Source organism: Arthrobacter sp. Soil_N43 (assembly GCF_057655195.1).
Genome location: NZ_JBDGML010000073.1, coordinates 14,202 through 39,226, shown reverse-complemented (window position 1 = coordinate 39,226; position 25,025 = coordinate 14,202). Strand labels below are relative to the sequence as shown.

At 67.0% G+C, this 25,025-nt stretch carries 23 protein-coding genes and 1 riboswitch; of the genes, 14 read left to right on the top strand and 9 right to left on the bottom strand.

What is annotated here, in order from left to right; translation table 11 throughout:
- Positions 1-18: 18 nt before the first annotated feature.
- A complete protein-coding gene (locus tag AC3A3W_RS07850; RefSeq protein ID WP_487441697.1) occupies positions 19-699 on the bottom strand; it encodes a histidine phosphatase family protein in 681 nt (226 codons plus the stop codon).
- A gap of 96 nt (positions 700-795) precedes the next feature.
- Here AC3A3W_RS07850 and AC3A3W_RS07845 point away from each other — a divergent pair, with 96 nt between their 5' ends.
- Positions 796-1,575: a CPBP family intramembrane glutamic endopeptidase gene (locus AC3A3W_RS07845; RefSeq protein ID WP_487441696.1), complete on the top strand. Its 780-nt coding sequence runs from the start codon at positions 796-798 to the stop codon at positions 1,573-1,575.
- A gap of 115 nt (positions 1,576-1,690) precedes the next feature.
- Here the strand turns inward: AC3A3W_RS07845 and AC3A3W_RS07840 are convergent, their stop codons facing one another.
- The gene (locus AC3A3W_RS07840) at positions 1,691-2,329 is read right to left on the bottom strand and encodes a VOC family protein (RefSeq protein ID WP_487441694.1); all 639 of its coding nucleotides are present in this window, start codon (positions 2,327-2,329) and stop codon (positions 1,691-1,693) included.
- Between the two features lie 186 nt (positions 2,330-2,515).
- Positions 2,516-2,631: riboswitch (SAM riboswitch) on the top strand.
- A 12-nt stretch (positions 2,632-2,643) separates the two neighbouring features.
- On the opposite strand from AC3A3W_RS07840, the gene metX reads away from it, so the two are divergent.
- The 3 genes from metX to AC3A3W_RS07825 all read left to right on the top strand — a co-directional run bounded on the left by metX (position 2,644) and on the right by AC3A3W_RS07825 (position 6,654).
- Positions 2,644-3,816, top strand: coding sequence for a homoserine O-acetyltransferase MetX (gene metX, locus AC3A3W_RS07835; RefSeq protein WP_487441693.1), 1,173 nt, complete (start codon positions 2,644-2,646; stop codon positions 3,814-3,816).
- Between the two features lie 226 nt (positions 3,817-4,042).
- Positions 4,043-5,425, top strand: coding sequence for an MFS transporter (locus AC3A3W_RS07830; protein ID WP_487441691.1), 1,383 nt, complete (start codon positions 4,043-4,045; stop codon positions 5,423-5,425).
- Positions 5,426-5,535: 110 nt separating this feature from the next.
- Positions 5,536-6,654, top strand: coding sequence for a zinc-dependent alcohol dehydrogenase family protein (locus tag AC3A3W_RS07825; protein WP_487441689.1), 1,119 nt, complete (start codon positions 5,536-5,538; stop codon positions 6,652-6,654).
- Positions 6,655-6,692: 38 nt separating this feature from the next.
- Here AC3A3W_RS07825 and AC3A3W_RS07820 read toward each other — a convergent pair whose 3' ends face one another.
- Positions 6,693-7,592: a LysR family transcriptional regulator gene (locus tag AC3A3W_RS07820; RefSeq protein WP_487441688.1), complete on the bottom strand. Its 900-nt coding sequence runs from the start codon at positions 7,590-7,592 to the stop codon at positions 6,693-6,695.
- 139 nt (positions 7,593-7,731) lie between these two features.
- On the opposite strand from AC3A3W_RS07820, the gene mmsB reads away from it, so the two are divergent.
- Positions 7,732-8,634, top strand: a complete 903-nt coding sequence (mmsB, locus tag AC3A3W_RS07815; RefSeq protein ID WP_487441687.1) for a 3-hydroxyisobutyrate dehydrogenase — start codon at positions 7,732-7,734, stop codon at positions 8,632-8,634.
- A 32-nt stretch (positions 8,635-8,666) separates the two neighbouring features.
- Positions 8,667-10,151, top strand: coding sequence for a CoA-acylating methylmalonate-semialdehyde dehydrogenase (locus tag AC3A3W_RS07810; protein ID WP_487441686.1), 1,485 nt, complete (start codon positions 8,667-8,669; stop codon positions 10,149-10,151).
- Between the two features lie 17 nt (positions 10,152-10,168).
- Here the strand turns inward: AC3A3W_RS07810 and AC3A3W_RS07805 are convergent, their stop codons facing one another.
- On the bottom strand, positions 10,169-10,699 hold the full coding sequence (locus tag AC3A3W_RS07805; protein WP_487441684.1) for a hypothetical protein: 531 nt from the start codon (positions 10,697-10,699) through the stop codon (positions 10,169-10,171).
- Positions 10,700-10,773: 74 nt separating this feature from the next.
- Positions 10,774-11,910: a winged helix DNA-binding domain-containing protein gene (locus tag AC3A3W_RS07800; protein ID WP_487441682.1), complete on the bottom strand. Its 1,137-nt coding sequence runs from the start codon at positions 11,908-11,910 to the stop codon at positions 10,774-10,776.
- Positions 11,911-11,999: 89 nt separating this feature from the next.
- Here AC3A3W_RS07800 and AC3A3W_RS07795 point away from each other — a divergent pair, with 89 nt between their 5' ends.
- Entirely contained in the window at positions 12,000-12,650 is a 651-nt protein-coding gene (locus AC3A3W_RS07795) for an alpha/beta hydrolase (RefSeq protein ID WP_487441680.1), read from the top strand.
- 36 nt (positions 12,651-12,686) lie between these two features.
- On the opposite strand, the gene AC3A3W_RS07790 is transcribed toward AC3A3W_RS07795, so the two are convergent.
- Complete coding sequence (locus AC3A3W_RS07790) at positions 12,687-12,920, bottom strand: RNA-binding S4 domain-containing protein (RefSeq protein ID WP_205654439.1); 234 nt, start codon at positions 12,918-12,920, stop codon at positions 12,687-12,689.
- A 33-nt stretch (positions 12,921-12,953) separates the two neighbouring features.
- On the opposite strand from AC3A3W_RS07790, the gene AC3A3W_RS07785 reads away from it, so the two are divergent.
- From AC3A3W_RS07785 to AC3A3W_RS07775, 3 genes are all read left to right on the top strand, one after another.
- Entirely contained in the window at positions 12,954-13,952 is a 999-nt protein-coding gene (locus AC3A3W_RS07785; RefSeq protein WP_487441679.1) for a DMT family transporter, read from the top strand.
- A gap of 136 nt (positions 13,953-14,088) precedes the next feature.
- Entirely contained in the window at positions 14,089-15,474 is a 1,386-nt protein-coding gene (locus tag AC3A3W_RS07780; protein ID WP_487441678.1) for a glycine--tRNA ligase, read from the top strand.
- A gap of 2 nt (positions 15,475-15,476) precedes the next feature.
- Entirely contained in the window at positions 15,477-16,454 is a 978-nt protein-coding gene (locus AC3A3W_RS07775) for a GNAT family N-acetyltransferase (RefSeq protein ID WP_487441676.1), read from the top strand.
- Here the strand turns inward: AC3A3W_RS07775 and AC3A3W_RS07770 are convergent.
- Genes AC3A3W_RS07770 through AC3A3W_RS07760 form a run of 3 tightly spaced genes read right to left on the bottom strand, consistent with a single transcriptional unit; the run spans position 16,451 to position 18,895 of the window.
- Positions 16,451-17,293, bottom strand: a complete 843-nt coding sequence (locus tag AC3A3W_RS07770; RefSeq protein ID WP_487441674.1) for a lysophospholipid acyltransferase family protein — start codon at positions 17,291-17,293, stop codon at positions 16,451-16,453. The genes AC3A3W_RS07775 and AC3A3W_RS07770 overlap by 4 nt on opposite strands.
- A gap of 2 nt (positions 17,294-17,295) precedes the next feature.
- Entirely contained in the window at positions 17,296-18,108 is an 813-nt protein-coding gene (locus AC3A3W_RS07765) for a DUF1295 domain-containing protein (RefSeq protein ID WP_487441672.1), read from the bottom strand.
- Between the two features lie 13 nt (positions 18,109-18,121).
- Positions 18,122-18,895: an alpha/beta hydrolase gene (locus AC3A3W_RS07760; RefSeq protein ID WP_487441758.1), complete on the bottom strand. Its 774-nt coding sequence runs from the start codon at positions 18,893-18,895 to the stop codon at positions 18,122-18,124.
- A 62-nt stretch (positions 18,896-18,957) separates the two neighbouring features.
- On the opposite strand from AC3A3W_RS07760, the gene AC3A3W_RS07755 reads away from it, so the two are divergent.
- From AC3A3W_RS07755 to dnaG, 4 genes are all read left to right on the top strand, one after another.
- Positions 18,958-20,403 carry a YibE/F family protein gene (locus AC3A3W_RS07755; RefSeq protein ID WP_487441756.1) on the top strand — a complete coding sequence of 482 codons (1,446 nt, stop codon included), beginning with the start codon at positions 18,958-18,960 and terminating at the stop codon, positions 20,401-20,403.
- A 95-nt stretch (positions 20,404-20,498) separates the two neighbouring features.
- Entirely contained in the window at positions 20,499-21,680 is a 1,182-nt protein-coding gene (dusB, locus tag AC3A3W_RS07750) for a tRNA dihydrouridine synthase DusB (RefSeq protein ID WP_487441670.1), read from the top strand.
- Positions 21,673-22,992 carry a deoxyguanosinetriphosphate triphosphohydrolase gene (locus tag AC3A3W_RS07745; RefSeq protein WP_487441668.1) on the top strand — a complete coding sequence of 440 codons (1,320 nt, stop codon included), beginning with the start codon at positions 21,673-21,675 and terminating at the stop codon, positions 22,990-22,992. The genes dusB and AC3A3W_RS07745 overlap by 8 nt, the downstream gene beginning before the upstream one ends.
- A gap of 52 nt (positions 22,993-23,044) precedes the next feature.
- Positions 23,045-24,973, top strand: coding sequence for a DNA primase (gene dnaG, locus AC3A3W_RS07740; RefSeq protein ID WP_487441666.1), 1,929 nt, complete (start codon positions 23,045-23,047; stop codon positions 24,971-24,973).
- Positions 24,974-25,025 lie beyond the last annotated feature (52 nt).

Here is a 25,025-nt window from a genome sequence, read left to right as displayed (position 1 = left end):
GGCGCCCGGCCGAAAGCCCTAGAAGACCACGGGCGGGGCGTCGAGGACGGTCTCGTCCACCCGGCGGTCCACCCACTGCGTGAACGGCTGGTCCAGTTCGTACTTGCCGTCCCCGGTGCGCACCAGCATCCGGATTTCGGCGTTGTCCGGGTTGTTCAGCGACTCGAAGTACTCCACGGACCAGTGGAACCAGCGCATGCAGAACAGGCGCATCGTCAGGCCGTGCGTGACCAGGAGGGTGTTGGGGGAGTAGTCCGGCTTGGCCCAGTGCCGGTAGAGGGTCTCCATAAATGACGAAATGCGGTCATACACGTCCGAGCCGGACTCGCCCTCGCGGAACCGGTAGAAGAAATGGCCGTAGGCGTTGCGCAGCTCCTTCTGGTCCTCGATGTCGCCGGAGATCTGGAAATTGGCCCAGTCCTGCTCACGGAGCCGGGGTTCCTCGATCACCCGTTCCGTGAGGGAACCAAGGTTGAGTGCTTCCAGCGTCTGGTAGGCGCGCAGATAGGGCGAGACGTAGACGCTGACCTGCTGGCCGTCGAGCTCGCGCCGGATACGTTCACCGGCGGCCTTGGCCTGGTCCACGCCCAAGGGCGTCAGCGGAATCCGGTAGTCGGGCACCCGGTTGTAGATGGAGGTGTCGGCATTGGCGGCGGACTGGCCGTGCCGGATCATGATGATTTTCCCGGGCGCACTCATAGTTTCCCAGCATAGGGCCAGCCGGACACCAGGCAGTGGCAGTTCCGTCCTGAAGCCCAACAGGTAAGTACCAGCAACAGCAGGCAAGATAGGAACATGTTGGTTCCTTCCCGCCGTCGCCTGAGGATCGAAATCTGGATAGTGCTGGGACTGTCCCTGGGGCAGTCGGCCGTCTACTCCGTGGTGCAGCTGCTGGACAAGATGACCCAGGCGCCGCTGGCCCAGGGCACCTCCACTCTGAACCGTTCGCAAAGCTCGCGCGAGTATTTCGACCTGACCTACCAGCTGCTGGACATCATTTTTGCGCTGGTGCCGGTCCTGCTGGTCATCTACTTCATGACGGAGCAGCGGCAGCCGAAGGGAGGCGCGGGCTATGACAGCGGCTCGGCGTTCCGGAAGCTCGGGTTCGATTTCGCCCGCCCCGGACGGGACCTCCTCCAGGGGCTGGGGCTGGCGGCCCTGATCGGCATTCCCTCGCTGGGGCTCTATGCGGCGGGGCGGGCGCTGGGTATTACGACGGCGATCATCCCCAGCGCCCTGGACGCGTACTGGTGGACCATTCCGGTCCTGATTCTTTCCGCGATGCGCCACGCCGTGGTGGAGGAAGTCATCGTGGTGGGCTACCTGCTGGACCGCTTCGGGAAGCTCGGCTGGTCCGTGCCGCTGGCCATCTTTGCCAGTTCCATGCTCCGCGGCAGCTACCACCTCTACCAGGGCTTTGGGCCGTTCATTGGCAATGCCGTCATGGGCGTGGTGTTCGCGTGGATCTATACCAAAACCCGGCGGGTGATGCCGCTGGTCATGGCCCACGCGCTGCTGGATATTGTGGCGTTTGTCGGCTTCAGCCTGTTCGGAAGGAGCGTCGGGCTGGGATAGGCGCTATGGGAACGTAACCCGGTGCAGAAAGTAATTCGGCCGCCATCGGTGGGTGACGACATTGGCACCCGCTGATGGCGGCCGAAGTGTAGTGGCAGCATGCTGCCAACGCGCGTCAGATGGTGACGGCGCCTGCTGCGGTTTCAAACGTGACGGACAGGATGCCGGGGGTACCGTGCGGAGCCACCCAGTTGACGGCGACGTCCTCCAGGGGCCTTTCGACAGGCTCTCCGAGCCACTCGGTGACCCGTTCGGCGGAGCCCGCGATGGTGAGGCTGGACATCTTGACGTTGCTGTCATAGGCGTGGGACGGGTGAAGGGAAGGATCGCCCTCCCACTTCAGCATGTACGGAACCTGCGGGTCTGCAATGAGGCCCAGGATTCCGATCTGCTTCCACACGAGTTCGCGGCCGTCCGGGAACTTGCGGTTGCCGTTTACCGCGGCTCGTCCGAGACGCTCCTCGAACGGGGCGAGGTCGTCCACTTCGACGCACCAGCCCATCCAGCCGCCGCCGGCAGCAGAGCGTGCACGCACGGCCTGTCCGAACGGGGCCTTGTCCGACGCCGGGTGGTCCAGGACCTCCACGACCTCCAGATATTTGTGTCCCGCGAGCGGGATAATCATGTTCCGGGTTCCGAAACGGGGGTGTACTCCACCCTTCACGGCTTCAACGCCGAGGGCGGACGAAATACGTTCAGTGGTGGCCGCCAAGCCATCGTGTTCACAGGCGTAAGAGACGTGATCCATGCGCATGCCATCATCTTGGCATCTTGTGACGCGGCTCTCAGCTAAGGGTGCCCTAACACAAATGGGGTGTCTGCAAAAGAGTCGATTGCCGCGGCTTGCGCGCCCCTCGCAGGCAGCATCCAGGCGCCTCCGGAGTCACATAACCGTCACAATCTTCGCGCGGGTGGCGGCCCTTTTCGTAAGCTTGGTCCAGGTCATGAGTGCCAGCGACAGCCCCGGCTTGCTGGCCGGCAACCCTCCTTCCGCGGTGGGGTGCCCCGGGTGAAGACCTGGCCTGCCGGTCAACTGGCGGCAGGCAAGCGCGTAGAAGAGGTATACCGATGACGATTTCCGTCACCCGCACCGACGTTCCCGATGGCCAAGCTCCCGCCTGTAAAGGCGGTGACACTGAAGACCGTGACAGCCGCGTTCCCGACGGCACCGTCCAGTACATCAACATCGGCGGCCTCGAGCTCGAGGCCGGCGGATTCCTCCCGGACGTGACGCTGGCCTACGAAACCTGGGGAACGCTCAACGCCGACGGCTCCAATGCCATCCTGGTGGAGCACGCCCTCACCGGGAGCACCCATGTGACGCGGGGCGACGGGGACGAGGAAGGCTGGTGGGAGCAGCTCGCCGGGCCGGGTGCGCCGGCGGACACCGACAGGTTCTTTGTCGTCTCCATCAACATCCTGGGCGGTTGTTACGGATCCACGGGCCCGGCGTCGACAGCTCCGGACGGTAAGCCGTGGGGCTCGCGCTTCCCGCTGGTGACCCTCCGGGACTCCACTGATGCCGAAGCGCGCCTGGCCGACCGGCTCGGCATCAGCAGCTGGTTTGCCGTTGTGGGCGGTTCCATGGGCGGCGCCCGCGCACTGGAGTGGGCGGTCAGCTACCCGGACCGGGTGCGCCGCTGCGGTGTCATCTCCGTGGGCGCCAGCAGTACCGCCGAGCAGATCGCCTTTGCACAGGCGCAGACCCTCGCCATCCGCCAGGACCCCAACTTCAACGGCGGCGACTACTACGAAGGCCCGCTCCCCGAAGCCGGACTGGCTCTGGCCCGCCGGATTGCCCACATTACCTACCGTTCGGCGCACGAGCTGGACTTCCGGTTTGGCCGGAACCCCCAGGAGGCCGAAGCTCCGCTGCGGGCAGACGCCCTCGGAGACCGTGGCCGCTACCAGGTGGAAAGCTACCTGGACCACCAGGGGAACAAGCTCGTCCAGCGCTTCGACGCCAACAGCTACATCGCACTGACCGAAGCCCTCATGAGCCATGACGTCTGCCGCGGGCGCGGAACCCTGAAGGAAGCACTGGCGCGGACGACGGCGGACTTCTTTGTCGCCGCCGTCGACTCAGACCGGCTGTACTTTCCCTCCCAGTCCCACGAACTCGCTGATGCCCTCCCCGGTGACGTGGACGTCCATGTCATCGAGGCGCCCATCGGCCATGACGGCTTCCTCACCGAGATCGGGCAGCTGAGCGCGCAGCTCCGCGAACATCTGTTGGCCTGAACCGTAGCCTGAACTCCGCTCCAGGGACCTGTCCCGGCGCTGCACAGAGCAGCGCCGGAACCCGCTGCGTGTGCAATTATGCAGATGCCTTCTGCACTATTTGTCGTTGAGCTTGCAGCAGGGGCAGACCATACTCGTTGGAAACGGCGGCCCGTGGCACACATCACAGGTCCGTCAGAGTCTGGTCCCATGTGGTGTCGACGAAGACGCCGAAGGAGTTCACAAAATGAGTACGGAAAACTCCGCCGCAAGGCGCGTAGGGGAAACCGATGTCAAGGCCTCTGGCCTGAAGAAAGTCGTTACGGCCTCCATGGCCGGCACTGTGGTGGAGTGGTATGAGTTCTTCCTCTATGCCTCCGCAGCCACCCTGGTGTTCGGCAAGATGTTCTTTCCCAATTCAGGGACGGAACTGGACGGCATCATCGCGGCGTTCGTCACCTACGCGGTGGGCTTCGTTGCCCGGCCGATCGGCGGCATCGTGTTTGGCCACTTCGGGGACAAGTTCGGCCGCAAGCAGCTGCTGCAGCTGAGCATCATCCTGGTCGGTGTCTCCACCTTCCTCATGGGCTGCCTCCCCACCTTCGCGCAGATCGGCTACTGGGCTCCGGCGCTGCTGGTCTTCCTGCGCTTCGTCCAGGGCTTCGCCGTCGGCGGTGAATGGGGCGGCGCCGTGCTGCTCGTTGCCGAACACAGCCCGAACAAGTCGCGCGGATTCTGGTCCAGCTGGCCGCAGTCCGCCGTTCCGATGGGAAACCTGCTGGCCACCGGCGTCCTGTTCACCCTTTCCTCCACCTTGTCCCAGGAAGCGTTCCTCGGCTGGGGCTGGCGAGTGGCCTTCTGGCTCTCTGCCGTGATCGTCATCGTCGGCTACTACATCCGCACCAAGGTCCAGGACGCGCCGATCTTCCTGGAAGCCCGCAAGGAAGTCACCGTCGAAAAGAAGGGCTACGGCGTCGCCGAAGTCTTCCGCCGCTACCCGCGCGGTGTCTTCACCGCCATGGGCCTGCGCTTTGCGGAAAACATCCTGTACTACCTCGTGGTGACGTTCTCGATCACCTACCTGAAGGTTGTGGTCCAGACCGACACGTCACGGATCCTGCTGCTCCTGCTCGTGGCGCACTTCATCCACTTCTGCGCCGTGCCGATGGTCGGCAAGCTGTCTGACTCCTTTGGCCGCAAGCCCGTCTACATGGCAGGCGCCATCCTCGGCGGAACCTGGGGCTTCTTCGCCTTCCCGATGATGGACACGAAGAACGACATGATCATCCTCGCGGCAATCACCATCGGACTTCTGTTCCACGCCCTGATGTACGCGGGGCAGCCATCGATCATGGCGGAAATGTTCCCCACCCGGATGCGCTATTCCGGCGTTTCTCTCGGTTACCAGGTGACGTCCATTGTTGCCGGTTCGCTGGCTCCCATTATCGCCACGGCTCTGCTGAGCGGCTTCAAGTCTTCGGTTCCGGTAGCGCTGTACCTGCTCGGGGCCTGCATTGTGACCGCAATCTCGGTGTACTTCCTCAAGGAAACCCGCGGCATTTCACTGCACGACGTTGACGCCGCCGACGCCCAGGGCACCGCCGACCTTCTGGCTGCCGGCAAGAAGTAGCCACCCGCAAGGCACCGCAAAACGACAACAGCCAGAGCCGCTGCCCGGACCGCGATCACGCCGGCCCGGGCAGCTGCGTGCCGTCAATTCAGCCAAAGGCAGGAACCTCCATGCGAGCAGCAGTCCTCTACGCCACCGTTCCCTCCGGAACCAGCTACACCGAAGCCCGTCCGCTCGTGGTGCAGGAGCTGGACCGGCCCGCGCCCCGCGCAGGGGAAGTCGGCGTCGCCGTCACCTATTCGAGCCTGTGCCACTCTGACCTCTCCGTGGTTGACGGTTCCCGGGTCCGGCCGCTTCCCATGGCACTCGGGCACGAAGCCGTGGGGCGGGTGGAGGCCGTAGGCGAGGGAGTCACGGACGTTTCCGTGGGGGACCACGTGGTGCTGGTTTTCGTCCCGAGCTGCGGTGCCTGCCGGGCATGCAAGGCCGGGCGTCCGGCGCTCTGCCACCGTGCCGCTGAGGTCAACGGTTCCGGCGACCTCCTGCACGGTGAGGCGCTGCTCCGGACGCCGTCCGGCGAACGGATCAACCACCACCTGGGTGTCTCGGCCTTCGCCGATTACGCCGTGGTGGCCCGCGAATCGGTGGTGGTCATTCCCGACGACGTCCCGGACACAGTTGCCGCCATGTTCGGGTGTGCCGTGCTCACCGGCATGGGAGCGGTCCTGAACACGGCGGCGGTCGACGCCGGCCAGTCGGTCGCTGTTTTCGGCCTCGGGGCCGTCGGGCTCTCCGCCGTGATGGCCGCGGCGCTCTCGGGCGCCGCCGCTGTGATCGCCATTGACCCCAATGCGGGCAAGCACCAGCTCGCCCTGGACTGCGGTGCAACCGCCGTCGGCACGCCCGAGGAGGCAGCGCGGCTGATTGCGCAGGCCACCGGCGACGGCGTGGACACCGCCGTCGAAGCAGTGGGTTCCGCCCGTGTGATTGCCTCGTGCCTGGAATACGTGACGCGCGGCGGTGCTGTGGTTTCGGTGGGCCTGCCGCACCCCTCCGCGGAGCTGACGGTGCCCGCCCTGCAGTTCGCGGGCGCGGGCAAGCGCCTGCTGGGCTCCTACATGGGCGACGCCGTGCCCGAGCGGGACATTCCCCTCTATCTGGGGTACTGGCGTGAGGGCCGCCTGCCCGTCGAGCTGCTGCACACGGATACAAAGCAGCTGGACGATATCAACGAGGGGCTGGACGCCCTTGCCGCAGGACAGGTGGTGCGGCGGCTGTTCAGGGCCTGAGCGGTGTGCGGGCTTGGCTGCGGGTCATAGTGGGCGGGTCAGGCCGCGAGCACGTCCTGGCGTTCCTGCACCTCGTCCTTCAGGGCCGCGATGACGGCCTGCACCCTGCCCGACCTCAGTGATTCGGGGCGCGCCACGGCCCAGATGGAGAGCTGGCGCTGGAAGTCGTCGGGGAGCACCGGCACGAAGCCGGGCCTGCCGGCCACCATGAAGTTCGGCAGCAGCCCGATGCCGGCACCCCGGCGTACCGCCTCCACCTGGGCAAAGATGCTCGTGGCCTGGAAGCTGGACTTCGGCATGGGCAGCTGCGAGGCCCGGTGGCCCAGCTCGGCCACCTGGAGGGCCGACTCAACGTAAGACACAAAGCCGTGCTGCCCGACGCCGTCGAGCGTTTCGGGCAGCCCTCGCTCTGCTGCGTAGCCGGGGCTGGCGTAGAGCCGCAGGAAGTAGTTGGCCAGGAAGATCGGCTGGGCGTTGCTAACGTCGGTCCGGCCTACCACGATTTCAAGATCCACTCCGGACCTGTTCTGGCTCACCTTCCGGGTGGCGCTGAGCATCTCCACATTCAGCAGCGGGTTCCGGCGCTGCAGGCGCACCAGCGCGGGGGCAGCGAACTCGGCGCCGAAGCCGTCAGACGTGCTGATCCGCACCAGGCCGGAGAGCGCGTTCGTGTCCTGGCCGATGAGGCCGGAGAGCGATCCAAGGGTCTCTTCAATGGCTTCGGCAGCCGCTACTGCGGACGCTCCGAGCTCCGTCAGTTCCCAGCCGTGCGGGCTTCGTTCCAGGGTGCGGCCGCCCAACTGCTTGTCGAGGGCGTCGATTCTGCGGGAAATGGTGGTGTGCGTTGTGCCCAGTGTTTCGGCGACGGCGTTGAACCGGCCGAGGCGGGCGACGGTCAGCAGAATCAGTAAATCGTCCGGACTTGGAAGCCGAGCCACGTGGCGCCTTTCACCCTATGTGCATCTGTGCACATGCCATCTGTAATTTTTCCCCTTGATTGCACTCTAGCAGGGTGTGATGGTTGACACAGAACGTTCGGCCCACCGGGCCGGGACCCAAAGCAAAGGAGCTTACGCCATGGCAGTAGTCGGTTGGATCGGTCTGGGAAACATGGGCGGTTCCATGTCAGCGAATCTGGCAAAGGCCGGGCATGAGGTCCGCGGGTTCGACCTCAACCCGGCTGCCGTCGCCGCCGCCGAGGCCGGCGGCGTGAAGCCCGTGCGCAGCATCGCCGAGGCTGTAGACGGCGCCGACGTCGTTTTCACGATGCTCCCCAAGGGCGATCATGCCAAGGCCGTCTACCTTGGCGACGGCGGAGTCCTGACGCACGCCGATCCCCGCACCCTCCTGGTGGACTCCTCCACGATCGATATCGCCTCGGCCCAGGAACTGCACGACGCCGCTGCTGCCGCCGGATTCCGCTTTGTGGACGCCCCAGTCTCGGGCGGCATGAGCGGCGCGAAGGCCGGAACCCTCACGTTCATGGTTGGCGGCGAAGAGGGCGCGGTGGCTGACGCCACGGGCTACATCGGGCCCATGGCCTCCAACATCATTCCCACCGGCGGGGCGACTACCGGCCAGGCAGCCAAGATCTGCAACAACCTGATGCTCTTCATCAACCTGGCGTCCACTGCCGAGGGCGCCGTCCTGGCGGACCGGCTCGGCCTCGACAAGCAGGTGTTCTGGGACATCGCGTCCGTGTCCTCGGGAGACAGCTGGGCCCTGCGCACCTGGTATCCGGTTCCCGGCGTGGTCCCCACCGCCGCCTCCAACAACGATTTCGCGCCGACGTTCACCACCGAACTGGCGAACAAGGACATCGGACTCGCCATCAGCGCGGCCGAAGACACCGGAACGCCCCTCGAAATTGGCAAGCACGTGCAGCAGCTGTTCCAGCAGCTCATTGACGCGGGGGAGTCCGGCAAGGACTGCTCCATGATCATCAAGCTGGTCGACGGTTCGCTCGAGACCTCCAACTAGCACCAGCCGGCATTACGAAAAGGACTTACTCCATGGAAACCATTCCCCATTTCATCAACGGCAGCCGTGTCAGCGACGCCGAACGGTTCGGCCCCGTCTTCAACCCCGCGACCGGAGAGCAGGAGAAGGAAGTGGCGCTCGCTTCGGCCGCCAGGGTTGAGGAGGCCATCGCGGCCGCCAAGGCTGCTCTGCCGGCATGGCGGGCCACCAGCCTGGCGAAGCGCACCAACATCTTCTTCCGGGTCCGCGAAATCCTGACGCAGCGCAAATCCGAGCTCGCAGCCATCCTGACCAGCGAGCACGGCAAGGTGCTCTCCGACGCCGAAGGTGAGATCTCCCGCGGCCTCGAGAACATCGAGTTCGCCACCGGACTGTCCCACATGCTCAAGGGTGAGCGGTCAGAGCAAGTCTCAAGCGGCGTCGACGTTCACTCCGTCCGGCAGCCCGTCGGGGTCGTTGCGTGCATAACGCCCTTCAACTTTCCGGCGATGGTGCCGCTGTGGATGATCGGCAGCGCGCTGGCCTGCGGCAACACCGTGTTGCTCAAGCCCAGCGAGAAGGATCCGTCCTCAGCCGTCTTCATCGCGGAGGTCTTCGCCGAAGCAGGATTGCCGGCCGGCGTGCTGAACGTCGTGCAGGGCGACAAGGAAGCCGTCGATGTGCTGTTGGAACACCCCGACGTGAAGGCCGTCAGCTTCGTCGGGTCCACGCCGATCGCCCAGTCCATCTACAAGCGGGCGGCCGATCACGGCAAGCGCGTCCAGGCCCTGGGCGGCGCCAAGAACCACATGGTGGTCCTGCCGGACGCCGACCTGGATATGGCGGCCGATGCGGCCATCTCAGCCGCCTACGGATCGGCCGGGGAGCGCTGCATGGCGGTCAGCGTGCTGGTGGCTGTCGGCAACATCGCCGATGACCTGGTGCAGGCCATCACGAGCCGGATGGCGACGCTCACCATCGGCCCCGGCACCGACCCGTCGTCGCAGATGGGACCCCTGATCACGGCGGAGCACCGGGACCGCGTCGCCTCCTATGTGGCCGGCGCGGAGGACGAAGGCGCCACGGTCGTCGTGGACGGCCGCTCGCAGCAGTTCGATTCGAACGGTTTCTTCATCGGCGTCAGCCTGGTGGACCACGTCAAACCCGGCATGAAGGTGTACGACGACGAAATCTTCGGCCCGGTCCTCTCGGTGGTTCGCGTCGACACCTACACCGACGCCGTCCGGCTGGTCAATGAGAACGAGTTCGGCAACGGCGTGGCCATCTTCACCCGCGACGGCGGAGCCGCCCGGCAGTTCGAGTTCGACGTCGACGCCGGCATGGTGGGCGTCAACGTGCCGATTCCCGTGCCGGTGGGCACCTTCTCCTTCGGCGGGTGGAAGAACTCGCTGTTCGGCGACACCCACATGTACGGGCCGGACAGCATCCGCTTCTACACACGGGGCAAGGTGGTCACCACCCGCTGGCCGGACCCGTCCACCTCGGTCATCGACCTCGGGTTCCCGCAGGTCGACTAGCCTGAAGCCTGCCCCGCCTAGCCGTTCATGATGTCGTTGCGCCGGGACATGTACTCCTCCATGGAGATTTCCCCGTTGCTGTATTGCTGGTCGAGCTCTGCCAGTTTGCGCGCACGGTACCCCTGTGGGGCGGACGGCGGCGGGGGAGTCACCGGGCCCGTTTCCTGCTGCGGCGGGCGTGCCTGCTGGGGCTGGGGCGGGTTGGCGCGGTACTCGGGGCTGTCTTCGTAGGGGACGCTGCCGGGCTGGGGGACCTGGCCGGCCTGCGGGAACTGGGGGTACGGCGTGTTCGGGTACGGCTGATCCAGGGGCGGAAGCTGTTCCCGGTCACGGGCCGGCGGAAGGCCAAAGCCGCCGCTCATGTAGTCCTGCTGGGTGTAACCGTCCCGGGGCGCGTTGTTTGTCCTGCCCTGGCCCGGAAACCCGCCCGGATTCTGCCCGTAGAAATTCCCGCCCTGTTCCCGCTTTTGGACCGACTTCCGGTACATGCGCAATCCAATGGGAATCAGGAACGACAGGATAATGATCCAGAAAAACAGGTTGTTCATAGCGGTGCTGGGCCTCTCATGAGTGTCAATCCAGCTTAGTCCCCGAAGCTGAAGAGAGGCTGGCCGGTTTCAGGTCAGTACGTCGTCGGCATCCCGAGGAAGGCTCCGTATGCTGCCACCGCCTTGTCCAGCCCGGCTTCCAGGGCATCGTCCTGCCCTATGCGGATATCAAGTTCGCACCTTTGGCCGGGGGATCCCGACCGGAGCATGCGGTGCCTCCATGCACCGGCCATGCGGCCGTCCAGCAGGATGACATGCATCGGATCGCCGTTATAAGGGAAGACAGGTCCCTTGCCGCCCAGGTAGCCGCGCGAGGCGGAGTACCCCATGATGTACTCGTCGTAGCACTGGATCAGATCAATGCGCCCGGCCGGACCCGCCTCGTCTCCGGCGGGGAAACCCGGGCTGGCGGGCGGGGCGAGGTCCGGGCTGAAGTAGAACGGGACGCCGTCAATTTCCGTGCTGTCGAGGGCTGCAGGGTCATCTTCCAGGGCCAGTGCCAATCCGAGCCGGACGTCAGCCATGGTCAAGCCGGACCAGTCGGCGCAGTCCCTGACGGTGGCCGGCCCGCGGCTACGGAAGTACCGCCCGGCCAAGGCGGCCAGCGACTCGTCCTTGGACAGGGGAGTGGTTGCGGCCGGGCCGACCCGTTCGCCGAACGCGGCGTACGTCTGCCGGAGGGCTCCGGAAGCACTGCGCACAGGTACTCCGCTGACGATCACGCCATTAAGTTCCGCGTGCATGATGAAGTAGGCCAGTGCCAGACCGCTGGCGTCGAATCCCGCGTGCCCTAATTCGGCCGCCAGCTGCTCACGTGTCCGGTGCCGGCCGCCTGCCACTGCGGCGGCGAGCACCTCGTCGCCCCGCGCTGCCGCCGCGGCGTCGATCCCAGTCCGGCGGTAGGTGGCGGCATTCGCCTGGTGCACCCGCGGCGCCGAAAGCGCACGGAGCCAGGGGAGATCGGTCCGATGCACGAAGTGCCAGGTCGGCCGCAGGATGTGCGTCCGCAGGATCCGGCCCTCCGCCACTGCCTGCCCGACGTCGTTGGCCGTTGCGCCGGCGGTCCGCTGCCCCAGGGACCAGCATGCATAGGGATATTCCTGCGCCTGGTCGGCGAGCAGGTCCTTCAGGGCATCCTCCGCGGAGGCTGCCCTGGGGGAGCGCAGCTGCTGGCTTGCCAGCCGGGTCCCTACAACGGCCTTCGCGTCCATGCTCACATCCTGCCGGTCCCCGCGACGCTCCGCCACCGCCGGGAGCCGCCGAAGTCAGTCAGCCGGCCGTTAACTGTAAGAATGGACCCATGACTTCAGCCGACTCTTTTCCTGCTCCCGTTGTCCAGTGGTCCAAGCCTGAGGAAGATCGGGCCGGCAAGCCCCTGCTCGTCCTGTTGCACGGCTACGGCGCCAACGAGCAGGACCTGCTCAGCCTGGCGGACATGCTCCCGGACGACTTCGCAGTGGCCTCGGTGCGTGCACCCATCGCCATGGGACCTGGCTTTTCCTGGTTCCCGCTGACGGGTACCGTCGATTACTCCCTTGACGCGGTGAAGTCCGCGGCAGGATATGTCCTCGACTGGATCGATACGGTCAAAGCGAACCACCCGTCCATCACGCTCCTCGGGTTTTCCATGGGCATGGCCATGGCCACCACACTGCTGCGGAAGCGTCCGGCAGACTTTGCCGCCGTCGTCGGACTTTCGGGTTTTGTTGTCGATGCGGGGTCCGACGGTGAGTTCCGCGACGCCGAACTCACCGGTACGGTGCCGTTCTTCTGGGGCCGGGACCAGCAGGATCCGGTCATCACCCAGGACAAGATCGAATACACGATGGGCTGGGTCCGCAGCCATGTGAAGCTGACCAAGGTTCTGTACACCGGAATGTGGCACGGGATCAACGCCCAGGAGATTGGCCATGTGTCCGAGTTCCTCACGCACGAAGTGCTGAACAAGTAGTCCTTCGCGGCACCCTGTTCCGAGGTCCCCGGGTGTTCAGGCGCCCGGCGCGCTGATCCGGACGGTGCGGTTGTTAAGCGTCACCGTGTCCCCATGGTGGAGCTGACGGCCGCGCCTGTCGTCGATTTCGCCGTTGACCTTGACCAGGCCGTTCTTGATCAGTTCGGTGGCCTCGACGCCGTCCTCCACCAGATTCGCGAGTTTCAGGAGCTGCCCGAGGCGGATCATGTCGTCGCGGATGGGGATGTCTTCGATTTCCTGGTTGCTCATACAAGCAATGATGCCTGACGTTAGGTAAACGCAATGACCCACGCACCGCGGCTGCCCCTTGCCGCAGGTCTTCCGATGGCCGTGGCCGCCGGACTCGCCATCCCCGCACAGGGGCGGATCAACGGTGCCCTCGGCGCCCGTCTCGATGACGGAATCGCCGCCGCCGTGGTCAGTTTCAGCACCGGCCTGGTGCTGATGATTCTCGTCTCGCTGGTCCTGCCGCGCGGCAGGGCCGGCCTTGCCCAGATCGTCCCGGCCGTGCGCGAGCGGCGGTTCCCGCCTTATTACGTCATGGCCGGCGGTATTGGCGCCTTCTTCGTGTTTGCCCAGTCGTTCACGATCGGCCTGCTGGGCGTTGCGCTGTTCACCGTGTCCACCGTCACCGGGCAAACGGTCAGCGGGCTGCTGGTGGACAGGCTGGGCATCGGCCCGGGCGGCAAGAAAGCGGTGACGGGCATCCGCGTGATCGGCTGCATCCTTACCATTGCAGCCGTGGCGTGGGCGGTATCCCCGCGCTTCGGTGCGGGCGCCGGGGCGTCCAGTGCCGGGGCGTCTGCGGGAGGCGACCCGGCCCAGCTCATCCTGCCGGTGCTCCTGCCCGTCCTGGCAGGCTTCATGATGAGCTTCCAACAGGCGATGAACGGTACCGCCACCATGCACTACGGCACCCCGATCGCGGCCACCCTGGTGAATTTTGTGGCCGGCGCGTGTGTCCTGTGGGTGGCCTGGCTCGTCAAGGTGGCCGTAGCCGGTACGGGCAACCCGCTGCCGGATGAGTGGTGGTACTACCTCGGCGGTCCGATGGGCTGCGTGTTCATCGGCCTCGGAGCCCTGCTCGTCCGCAGCCTGGGCGTGCTGGTGACCGGGCTGGGGATGATCGCGGGCCAGCTCCTGGGTTCGCTCGGCCTCGACCTGCTGGTTCCGGCGCCGGGCACCGTGGTGGAGGTACCCACGGTTCTCGGCACAGTCCTGACCCTGGGGGCCATCGTCGTCGCCACGCTTCCCTGGCCGCGGGGAGCCTTCCGCCGGTAGCGCCCGGTAGGCTAGGACACGCAGCTTCCTGCACCGTTTCCCCTTCGCATATCCCCGCCCGGCAACCAGCCGGGGTTCCGGGGCCACAAACCGCGGACCGCACCCAGCGGCCCTGTAGAAAAATTGGAGTTCCCCCATGGCACCAAAATCCGTCCTCGACCAGGTCATTTCCCTCTCCAAGCGGAGAGGCTTCGTTTTCCAGGCCGGCGAGATCTACGGTGGTTCGCGTTCCGCCTGGGACTACGGACCCCTCGGTGCTGAGCTGAAGGAGAACATCAAGCGCCAGTGGTGGCAGTCCGTCGTGCGCGGCCGTGAGGACGTTGTGGGCCTGGACTCCTCGGTGATCCTGCCCCGCCAGGTCTGGGAAGCCTCCGGCCACGTGGACGTCTTCTCCGACCCCCTGGTTGAGTGCCTCTCCTGCCACAAGCGCTACCGTGCGGACCACCTCGAGGAAGAGTACGAGGAAAAGAAGGGCCGCCCGGCAGAAAACGGCCTCAAGGATATCGCTTGTGCCAACTGCGGCACCCGGGGCGAATGGACCGAGCCGCAGGAGTTTTCCGGCCTCCTGAAGACCTACCTCGGCCCGGTGGCCAGCGAGGAGGGCCTGCACTACCTGCGCCCGGAGACCGCCCAAGGCATTTTCGTGAACTTCAACAACGTGCTCACCACGTCCCGGAGGAAGCCGCCGTTTGGCATCGGCCAGATCGGCAAGTCCTTCCGCAACGAGATCACGCCCGGAAACTTCATCTTCCGCACGCGCGAATTCGAGCAGATGGAGATGGAGTTCTTCGTTGAACCCGGCACCGATGAGGAATGGCACCAGTACTGGATGAAGGAGCGCATGGCCTGGTACACGGGCCTGGGCATCCGCGAGGAGAACCTCCGCTTCTTCGAGCACCCGCTGGACAAGCTCAGCCACTACTCCAAGGGCACCACGGACATCGAATACCGCTTCGGGTTCCAGGGTTCCGAGTGGGGCGAGCTTGAGGGCATCGCCAACCGCACCGACTTCGACCTCTCCACCCACGCCAAGGCATCCGGCACGGACCTGAGCTACTTCAACCAGGCCACCAACGAGCGCTACATCCCCTATGTCATCGAGCCCGCCGCCGGCCTGACGCGGTCCTTCATGGCCTTCCTGGTGGACGCCTACACCGAGGACGAGGCCCCCAACGCCAAGGGCGGGGTGGACGTGCGCACCGTGCTGAAGCTTGACCCGCGCCTCGCACCGGTCAAGGCCGCAGTCCTTCCGCTGAGCCGCAACGAGGACCTGTCCCCGAAGGCCAAGGACCTCGGCGTGCAGCTCCGCAAGAACTGGAACATCGATTTCGACGACGCCGGTGCGATCGGCCGCCGCTACCGCCGCCAGGACGAGATCGGCACCCCGTTCTGCATCACCGTGGACTTCGACACCCTGGAAGACCAGGCCGTCACGATCCGTGAGCGCGACACCATGAGCCAGGAGCGCGTCTCGCTGGACAAGGTGGAAGGCTACCTGGCCGCACGGCTGATCGGCGCCTGACCGTGGCGATCCAATACCGCGAATGGCGCGAGGGCGACGACCTCACGCTCCTTCAGATCTGGGGCGACCCGGAAACGGTCCAGGCCGGACAGTTCCGCGGGACGCTGGCTCCGTCCAGCAACGCACCCTGGCGGCGCTGCATCGTGGCCGAAGACGTCGTTGACGGCGTCGGGATCCCGGTGGCAGCCGGTGTGGTCCACGAGGCTGCGCTGCATCCGGAACGCCTGTGGGTGTATGTCGAGGTGGCGCGGGACCACCGCCGCTCCGGCATCGGTTCCACCCTGCTCATGATGCTGCGCCGTGAAGCTGAAGGGTCGCCGTCGGGCGTCACCCGGCTGCGCTGCAAGGTGGAGCCGGGTACACCCGGCGCGGCCTTCGCCGACGCGGCAGGCCTCACCCCGATCCAGCGCTCGCAGCTCGTGGTGGTGGAACCCGGAGCCCTCAAGCTGCCGGTGTTCGGCGACGGTTCCGAAGAAGCGGCCTCGGAACGCATCGAGGACCTGGCCACCGGTTCCGTCGAGCTGTCCGATGTGGTGGGCCGGTACTACACGTCCGTCCACGGCTGGGACAGCCCGGGTGAACTCGGCATCCCCACGGTCCAGCGCCTGTTCCTGGACGAACTGAGCGGCGCCCACGGGGCGATCGTGCTGCGGGCGCCGAAAGCCAGTGCCTTCGGCGCGGGTGTCCCGGCGTCGAAGAAGGGCAAGCTGCAGGCGTTTGCCATCAGCTACGCCCAGCCCGGCACGGAGCAGGACCAGTCCGGCCAGCCGTCGGATGTTTTCCTCGGCCATGAGCCGGAGCTCACCAGCGACGACGCGCAGGCGGCCGTCCGTGACCTGCTTGCCCTGATCGCGTACCAGTACCCGGTCCTCATGGAACTGGACGATTCGATGACGGCGCTGCGCGCCGTCGTCGAGCCCCTCATGGAAGAAGGCAAGGCCCGCCGCCAGGGCGCCGAGACGTTCGTCGTCTCGGACTAGCTGCCGGGGCGGGGCCCGGACAGGTCCGGTCCCCGCCGGCGGCCCCTTGCCAGGTCCTCGGCGTCCAGCCTTTGGCGTTCCGCCTCGGAAATGGCGCCGCCGCCCTGATCTGCCGGCATCCACCAGCTGCCCGGTTCGGGGCGGAGCGGGAAGCTGACCATGCAGGCATCGATTCCGGACTGCAGCGTCTGCCGGAGCGCTGATGTTTCAGCGTCTGCATCGGCGTGCGGCGCCGGCCTGACCGGTGGGCCGATGTGGACGCGGACCGGTGCCCGCCACGTGAGCCGCGGTGAGAAACCGTGGCCACGGGTCAGGAAGCGGTGCGCGCCCCAGACGGAGATGGGAATCACCGGCACTCCGGCCTCGGCAGCCATCCGCACGGCGCCGGTTTTGCACTCGCGCACCTTGAAGCTGCGGCTGACGCCGGCCTCCGGGAACACGGCGAGGTATTCCCCGGCGCGCAGTTTCGCCACGGCCGCATCATAGGCCGCAGCGCCGGAACCGTAGCCCACCACGACGTTCCCGGTGGCGCTGATGGCGGGGCCTGCGACCGGGTGGTCCGCCGCGCCCTGGTGGATGAGGAACCGCAGCTGGGCACGGGCATGCTTCCAGACCACGAGTTCGGCCACGGCAAAGTCCAGGTAGCCGAAATGAGTGACTGCCATGACCGCTCCGCGGCCGGGCTGGACGCACCGTGACGCTCCGTGCCGCGGACCAGGGGCGGGCAGGTTTTCGGCGCCGGTGACCATGACACGGACCCGGAAGAGCCACCGGAGGAACAGGCCCGTCCGGACGAAGAGCCGGTAGAGGCGGTCGTTCGGCGGAGGCGTCCAGGCCATGGCTAGGCCCTGCTCCGCCGGTTCCGCGGTGCCCACGGGATGAACCCGCTCGTGGACTCCACGTACTCGCGGTAGCCGGGGCGGCCGGACATGGCCTTCTCCGTCAGCGGCTTGCCGGTCTTGCCCGCCAGTGTCCAGATCATCAGCGCCGGCGAGAGGACCGTCAGGACGCCGGGCCAGGAGTCGGCGGCCACCAGGAAAAGGCCCGCCCACACGCAGGCGTCGCCGAAGTAGTTCGGATGCCGGGTATAGCGCCACAGCCCGGAGTCCAGGACAGTTCCCTTCCGTGAGGGGTCTTTCTTGAACTGCGCAAGCTGCCAGTCGCCCACGGTTTCGAAGAGGAAGCCAATGATCCAGCACAGCGTTCCGGCGAGGGCAAGCCACCCCAGCGGTCCGGTGGCGAACATGCCCACCTGGACGGTCAGGGAAACAAAGAACATCACGACGCCCTGGGGCAGGTAGACGCGGCGGAGGGCATAGGCGTTGCGGGACCCTGGGGCATCGTCCAGCATGGCTGTGTACCGGGGATCCTCGTGGCCCCCGGCCGCCCGCCGGCCGATATGCAGGCCGAGCCGCAGCCCCCAGACCCCCGTGAGTGCCAGCAGCAGCAGGCGCCGGGCGTCCTCCCCGGCACCGGATGACAGCACAAATGACACTGCCGCCACGGCGACGAAACCCGGACCCCACGCGACGTCCATCACCGAGTGCCGGCGCTGGGCCGCCGCCACCGCAAACGTCACGGCGAGCACGAGGAGGACGGCGCCCGCCGTCCACGGGAGGCTGGCCAGGAACCGGTCCAGGGGGAAGGGGCTCACAGGACGGCCGTCCTCACAGCGCAACCGTCCCGGCGGATGGCGGAACCAGCCGGTCAAAGGCCCCTGCCTGCCGCGCGGCGCGGACAGCCGGGGTGCCGGCACGTTCGCCGAAGGCCTTGATCAGGAACCCGGTGGCCAGGGTGTGCCACAGGCGCACGCGCCGGAACATGAAGTGGCCGGAACCCCTCAGCGACACGTACTGCAGCACCCCGGCGGCAGGCGCCGCGCGCCGCGCAAACCGCAGGGACGCCGTCGGGCTGGTCCAGCGGTCCTGGTCGCCGTGCACGATCAGGACCTTCCGCCCTGCCAGAGGCGTGGCCGGTGTTGCGTCATCGAGCCACGGGGCGAGTGCCACCACGGCGTCCACCTGCGGGTCGTCGGCCGCGCAGATGGCGGTCAGGCCGCCCATGGAGTGGCCCAGCAGGTAGACGGGCACGCCGGGGTGCTGCTCCCGGATCTTCGCCAAGGCCCAGCGGGCGTCCTTCAGCGGCGACATGTCCTCGCCGTTCCAGCCGCGGACCCGGTTCCTGAGGATCCAGACTTCCAGGCCGTACTTCCTGCCTGCCCGGTACAGGTGCCGCGCGAACGGCACCATCCGGGCCGGGCTGAGATGACGGGCCTGGACGGGTTCGAACGAGTGGGACCGTCCGCCGTGGAGGACCAGGGCCACTCCGTGCGTCGCGCCGGAAGGCGCCAGGACGGTCAGCATGGCTTCCTGCGCGGCACCTGGCGCCCCAGGTTGTTGAGCGGTCCTGCGGTGATTCACTCCGGCTTCCTCCGACTTCATGTCGTCCATTTATCAACACTATGGCGACCGCCGTAGAGTTCAAGCATGAGGTTTTGCTGCTGATGGGCTCCGGTCACTCCCACGGTCACACGGGTCATTCGGAGCCGACGCCCCAGGCGATGGCTGCCCGGCGGAAGGCCAACCGGATTCTTGCCGCCGTGCTGATTCCGTTGACCCTCCTGACGTTGGCCGCCATGGCGGCGCTCTGGCCTTCGGGCAGCAAAGAGGGCCTCACACTGGCGAACCCTTACAACGCCGCTCCGGGCGTGACGTTTGATACCGGGCGGATCCAGCGGGTGGTCACCGAGAGCTGCACGGCGGCGGCCAGCCAGGCACCCCAGCAGGGGACCCAGGGGGCCCAGCAAGAGGGGCAGTCCGACGGCGGCTCCCAGTGCACCTTCGCCTTCACCGAGCCGGACAAGGGCGGCAACCCCGTCAAAGTGGTGATCAACCCGGACGTCGCCAAATCGCATGGGGTGGACGTGGGGGACAGCATCCGCTACCTGAACCTCACCAACGCGCAGGGCGCTGCGGCCGCCGGCCCGGACGCCCCGGCCGCCAACGGTGCCCCGGCGTACATCTTCGTGGACTTCGTCCGGACCATGCCCATCATCCTGCTGGCTGCCCTGTACGCCCTCGTCGTGGTGGCAGTGGCGCGCTGGCGGGGGCTGCGGGCCCTGATCGGCCTTGTCGGCGCCTATTTCGTGCTGGTGAGCTTCATGCTGCCCGGCCTCGTGGAGGGAAAGCCGCCGCTGCTGCTCGCCCTGGTGGGCTCCACGGTGATCATGATCGGGGTGCTGTACTTCGCCCACGGCTTCTCGGCCAGGACCTCCACCGCGCTGCTCGGCACCATCTTCGGCCTGGGTATCACCGCGCTGCTGGCGGCCTGGGCCACCGACGCCGCCAACCTCGCCGGGGTGGGAAGCCACGACGCCGCCACGCTCGCCAACATCTCGGGCAACATCTCCATCTCGGGGATCATCCTGTGCGGTCTCATCATCTCGGGGCTGGGTGTGCTCAACGACGTCACCATCACGCAGTCCTCCGCGGTCTGGGAGCTGTACGAACTCGCCCCCGCCACGAGCGCCCGCAAGCTGTTCACCTCCGCGATGAGGATCGGCCGGGACCATATCGCCTCGACCGTGTACACGATTGCCTTCGCGTACGCCGGCGCCGCGTTGCCCATTCTCATCATCGTGATGCTCTACGACCGGCCCTTGGGGGAGGCGCTCACCAGTGCCGAACTGTCCGAGGAAGTCATCCGGACCCTGGTCGGCTCCATCGGTCTCGTGCTGGCAATCCCCGTCACCACGCTGATCGCGGTGCTCGTGGTCAAGGCCACCGGCATCCGCGCCGCCGGCCATCCTGCCGTGACGCCCGACGACGTCGAGGACACCGGCGCGCTTGCGGCGGCAGCCGCTGTTGCGGGAGAACGGACGACGGCGGGCGGGGCCTCCGGGCCGCCGGCCGAGACCCGGCGGGGCAGGCGGGCCGCCCAGTCCGGCTGAACGCCGTCGTCGGCGGTTTCCTGCCCGATGCGCCCGGCTTTGAGAGGACATGCCCGGCTTTGAATGGATTTGCCCGGCTTTGAGACAATGGACGGGTGACTGCTGTAGCAACGCCTCCCGCCCCGAAGCTGGAACTTCCGCCGCTGAAACTCGGGCCCATCACCGTGGACACCCCGGTGGTGCTGGCACCCATGGCCGGAATCACCAACACCGCCTTCCGCAGGCTCTGCCGAGAATACGGCGGCGGCATGTACGTGGCGGAGATGGTCACCTCCCGCGCCCTCGTGGAACGCACGCCGGAGTCGCTGCGCATCATCTCCCACGACGAGGACGAAAAGGTCCGGTCCGTCCAGCTCTACGGTGTGGACCCCGTCACGGTGGGCCAGGCCGTGCGGATGCTCGTCGACGAAGACCGTGCCGACCACATCGACCTCAACTTCGGCTGCCCCGTGCCCAAGGTCACCCGGCGCGGCGGCGGCTCGGCCCTGCCTTGGAAGATCGACCTCTTCACCTCGATCGTGCAGACTGCGGTCAGGGAGGCCTCCAAGGGCGGCATCCCGCTGACCATCAAGATGCGCAAGGGCATCGACGATGACCACCTGACGTACCTCGACGCCGGCCGCATTGCCCGCGATGCCGGCGTCGCCGCCGTCGCCCTCCACGGCCGCACGGCCGCGCAGTTCTACTCCGGCCAGGCCGACTGGTCAGCAATCGCCCGTCTGCGCGAAGCCCTCCCGGACATCCCCGTGCTGGGCAACGGCGACATCTGGTCCGCCGAGGACGCCGTCCGCATGGTCCGCGAAACGGGAGTCGACGGCGTGGTGGTGGGCCGCGGCTGCCAGGGCCGGCCCTGGCTGTTCGGCGACCTCCAGGCCGCCTTCGAAGGCAGCGACGAAAGGCACCGCCCGGGCCTGCGCCAGGTCGCCGAAGGCGTCTACCGCCATGCCGAGCTCATGGTCGAGACCTTCGGCAACGACGAATACAAGGCGCTGCGCGAAATCCGCAAGCACATGGCCTGGTACTTCAAGGGATACGTGGTGGGCGGGGAGCTGCGCGCCAAACTGGCCACCGTGCCCACTCTCGAGGTGCTGCGCGAACTGCTGGACCAGCTGGACATGGACCTGCCGTACCCGGGTACCGATTCGGAAGGGCCCCGCGGCCGCGCTGGCTCGCCCAAGAAGCCGGCCCTGCCTAAGGACTGGCTGCTCAGCCGGCAGCTGAACGCGGACCAGACCCGGGACATCTCCGCCGCGGAACTGGACGTGTCCGGTGGCTGAAAGCAGGCTCGTTGACAGCCAGGTAGTCCCTGCACGGGGTTCGTCCCACTCCCTGCCGGGCTACGGACCGCACGACTCGGCCCGCTGGGTGGAGGAACCACCGAAGAGCACGTACCGCTCCGACTTCGAGCGGGACCGTGCCAGGGTGCTGCACTCATCGGCGCTGCGCCGGCTCGGGGCCAAGACCCAGGTCGTGGCGCCGGATACGGACGACTTCGTCCGCACCCGGCTGACGCACAGTCTCGAGGTGGCCCAGGTTGGACGCGAACTCGGGCGTGCCTTGGGCTGCGATCCGGATGTCGTGGACACCGCGTGCCTCAGCCACGACCTCGGGCACCCGCCGTTCGGCCACAACGGTGAGTCCGCGCTGAACGAGATGGCGCACGCGATCGGCGGTTTCGAGGGCAACGCCCAGACCCTGCGGCTGCTGAGCCGGCTCGAGCCGAAGGTCCTGGATCCCGAAGGCCGGCCAGCCGGCCTGAACCTGACCCGCGCGAGCCTCGACGCGGCGGCCAAGTACCCGTGGTCCGCCCTGGACGCCCCCGTGATCCACGGGCAGCGGACCAGCAAGTTCGGCGCCTACGAGGACGACCTGCCCATCTTCAACTGGATCCGCGAAGGGGCGCCCCTCCGGCGGTCCTGCCTCGAAGCCCAAGTGATGGACCTCGCGGACGATATTTCGTATTCGGTGCACGACGTCGAAGACGCCATCGTGGCCGGGCACTTCCAGCTGCGCTGGATGGACAATCCGGACCACCGCGCCCGTGTGGTGGGCTACGCCAAGCAGTGGTATCTCCCGCACAACGACCCCGCCGCCATCGACGCCGCCCTGGCCCGGCTCGAAGCCACGGACGTGTGGGTCCGCGAGGCCGACGGCAGCCGCAAATCGATGGCCGCCCTGAAGAACATGACCAGCCAGCTGATCGGCAGGTTCTGCCAGAGCGCGCTGGAGACCACCCGGGCCGTGTACGGGCCGGAGAAGCTGACCCGCTACAACGCAGAGCTCATGGTCCCGGACGAGACCGTCATGGAGATTGCCGTGATGAAGGGCCTGGCCACCACCTTCGTGATGACCACGGACCACCGCCAGCCCATCTACGAGCGGCAGCGCGAAGTCCTCCATGCCCTGGTCACGTCGCTGAACGCCTCCGGGGACCGCCACCTCGAGCCGATGTTCGCCGCTGACTGGCGGGACGCGGCCGACGACGGCGCCCGGCTGCGGGTGGTCATCGACCAGGTGGCCTCGCTGACGGACGGCTCGGCGCTGGCCATGTATGAGCGGCTCGTAGGCAGCCTGCCGTCCCTGTGGTGATGCGGGCCATAGGCCGCTCACCGCTGTCCGTCCCCGGGACTAGGATGGCTTCGTGGCAGGCCTGATCAAACGCGAAGACATCGATGAAGTCCGCCAGCGCACGGACATCAAGGAAGTAGTCGACGGCTACGTCACGCTCAAGGGCGCGGGCCTGGGTTCCTTCAAAGGCCTGTGCCCCTTTCACGACGAACGCTCGCCGTCATTCACCGTCCGGCCGCAGGTGGGCCGTTACCACTGCTTCGGCTGCGGGGAGGACGGCGACGTCATCTCCTTCGTGCAGAAGCTGGACCACACCTCGTTCCACGAAGCGGTGGAGAAGCTGGCGGCACGGATCGGCTACGAGCTCCGCTACGAGGACGGCGGCACCGGCCCCAGCCGCGAGGAAGTGGGCAAGCGCCAGCGGCTCCTGGACGCCCACAAGGTGGCCGACGAGTTCTTCCGTGCCCAGCTGCTGACGGCCGGCGCAGCCGAAGGCCGCAGGTTCCTGCAGCTGCGGGGGTTCGACCGCGCCGCCGCGGAGCATTTCGGCGTCGGCTACGCGCCGCAGGGCTGGGATGCCCTCCTCAAGCACCTGCGCGGCCGCGGATTCACCGATGCGGAGCTGAAGCTGACAGGGATGTTCTCCGCCGGGGGACCCGGTAACCAGCAGAGGATCTACGACCGCTTCAGGGGCCGGCTGATCTGGCCCATCCGGGACATCGCCGGGGACACGATTGGTTTCGGCGCGCGCAAGCTTTACGAGGACGACCAGGGCCCCAAGTACCTCAACACCCCGGAAACCACGCTCTACAAGAAATCCCAGGTGCTGTACGGCATAGACCTTGCCAAGCGGAACATCGCCAAGGACCGCCAGCTGGTGGTGGTTGAAGGTTACACGGACGTCATGGCCTGCCACCTCGCAGGAATTCCGACGGCGGTGGCCACCTGCGGTACCGCCTTCGGCGCAGACCACATCAAGATCGCCCGCCGGCTGCTGTCCGACGACGGCACCGGGGGAGAGGTCATCTTCACCTTCGACGGCGATGCTGCCGGCCAGAAGGCCGCCCTGCGGGCCATCGAGGAGGACCAGCGTTTCGTGGCCCAGACCTATGTCGCGGTGGAGCCCACCGGCGCGGACCCGTGCGACCTGCGGCAGACGAGGGGGGACGCAGCTGTCCGGGAGCTGATCAGTACCCGGCGTCCGCTGTTCGAGTTCGCGATCCGGGCGGCCCTGAGGAGGCACAACCTGGACACCGTGGAGGGCCGGGTCGCCGCCCTGCGCGAGTCAGCCCCGGTGGTCGCCCAGATCCGCGACGCCGGCATCCGGCCTGCCTATGCCCGGGAGCTGGCCGGCTGGCTGGGCATGTCCGTCGAAGACGTGAGCGGTGCCGTCGCCGCTGCCGCCAAACGGGGCGCCCAAGGCGGTCCGCCGCAGAACTCTGCGCAGAATTCTGTGCAGAACTCTGCCCTGAATTCTGCCGTTGGCGTGGCCGCGCTGCCGGCCTCGGGCGTCACGCCGTCCTATTACCGCCCGGATCCCCGCGACCCGGTGGCGTCCATGGAGCGGCAGGCGCTGGAAGTCGCACTGCAGGAGCCGGGGATGCTGGGCGGAGGCATCTGGGAACGGTTCGCCGCAGTCCGGTTCGCCACACCCGCCTACCAGGCGATCCATGATGCGATCCGTGCCACCGGGCTGGCCCACGCGGATGACTCCGTGATGTGGGTCGAAAAACTGCGCCAGGAGGTGCCCGAACCCCTGCAGCCGCTTGTTTCGGAGCTGGCGGTGGTTCCCTTGCCGGCTCACACAGCCGAGGCCGTGCAGAAGTACTGCCGGGATATCCTGGCCAGGCTTTTTGAACTTCAGATCACGCGCGTGAAGGCCGACAAGATGGGGCAGTTGCAGCGTCTGGATGCTGCTGCCCACCCGGAGGAGTTCCAGCGGCTCAACCGTGAACTGATGATGCTGGAAATGGAACGCCGCGCGCTGCGCTCCGACGCCTGAAAGCGTGTTTCGCAGCGTCCGGAACGGACCGCGGATCCGCTCGATTTCGTTT

Coding starts and splice junctions, on each gene's coding strand:
- mmsB (WP_487441687.1), top strand. CDS start 7,732: ATGGCAGTAGTCGGTTGGATCGGTCTGGGAAACATGGGCGGTTCCATG.
- AC3A3W_RS07805 (WP_487441684.1), bottom strand. CDS start 10,699: ATGAACAACCTGTTTTTCTGGATCATTATCCTGTCGTTCCTGATTCCC.
- AC3A3W_RS07790 (WP_205654439.1), bottom strand. CDS start 12,920: ATGAGCAACCAGGAAATCGAAGACATCCCCATCCGCGACGACATGATC.
- metX (WP_487441693.1), top strand. CDS start 2,644: ATGACGATTTCCGTCACCCGCACCGACGTTCCCGATGGCCAAGCTCCC.
- AC3A3W_RS07840 (WP_487441694.1), bottom strand. CDS start 2,329: ATGCGCATGGATCACGTCTCTTACGCCTGTGAACACGATGGCTTGGCG.
- AC3A3W_RS07810 (WP_487441686.1), top strand. CDS start 8,667: ATGGAAACCATTCCCCATTTCATCAACGGCAGCCGTGTCAGCGACGCC.
- AC3A3W_RS07850 (WP_487441697.1), bottom strand. CDS start 699: ATGAGTGCGCCCGGGAAAATCATCATGATCCGGCACGGCCAGTCCGCC.
- AC3A3W_RS07800 (WP_487441682.1), bottom strand. CDS start 11,910: ATGGACGCGAAGGCCGTTGTAGGGACCCGGCTGGCAAGCCAGCAGCTG.
- AC3A3W_RS07770 (WP_487441674.1), bottom strand. CDS start 17,293: ATGGCCTGGACGCCTCCGCCGAACGACCGCCTCTACCGGCTCTTCGTC.
- AC3A3W_RS07825 (WP_487441689.1), top strand. CDS start 5,536: ATGCGAGCAGCAGTCCTCTACGCCACCGTTCCCTCCGGAACCAGCTAC.
- AC3A3W_RS07780 (WP_487441678.1), top strand. CDS start 14,089: ATGGCACCAAAATCCGTCCTCGACCAGGTCATTTCCCTCTCCAAGCGG.
- AC3A3W_RS07755 (WP_487441756.1), top strand. CDS start 18,958: ATGGGCTCCGGTCACTCCCACGGTCACACGGGTCATTCGGAGCCGACG.
- AC3A3W_RS07785 (WP_487441679.1), top strand. CDS start 12,954: ATGACCCACGCACCGCGGCTGCCCCTTGCCGCAGGTCTTCCGATGGCC.
- AC3A3W_RS07830 (WP_487441691.1), top strand. CDS start 4,043: ATGAGTACGGAAAACTCCGCCGCAAGGCGCGTAGGGGAAACCGATGTC.
- AC3A3W_RS07760 (WP_487441758.1), bottom strand. CDS start 18,895: ATGAAGTCGGAGGAAGCCGGAGTGAATCACCGCAGGACCGCTCAACAA.
- AC3A3W_RS07845 (WP_487441696.1), top strand. CDS start 796: ATGTTGGTTCCTTCCCGCCGTCGCCTGAGGATCGAAATCTGGATAGTG.
- AC3A3W_RS07795 (WP_487441680.1), top strand. CDS start 12,000: ATGACTTCAGCCGACTCTTTTCCTGCTCCCGTTGTCCAGTGGTCCAAG.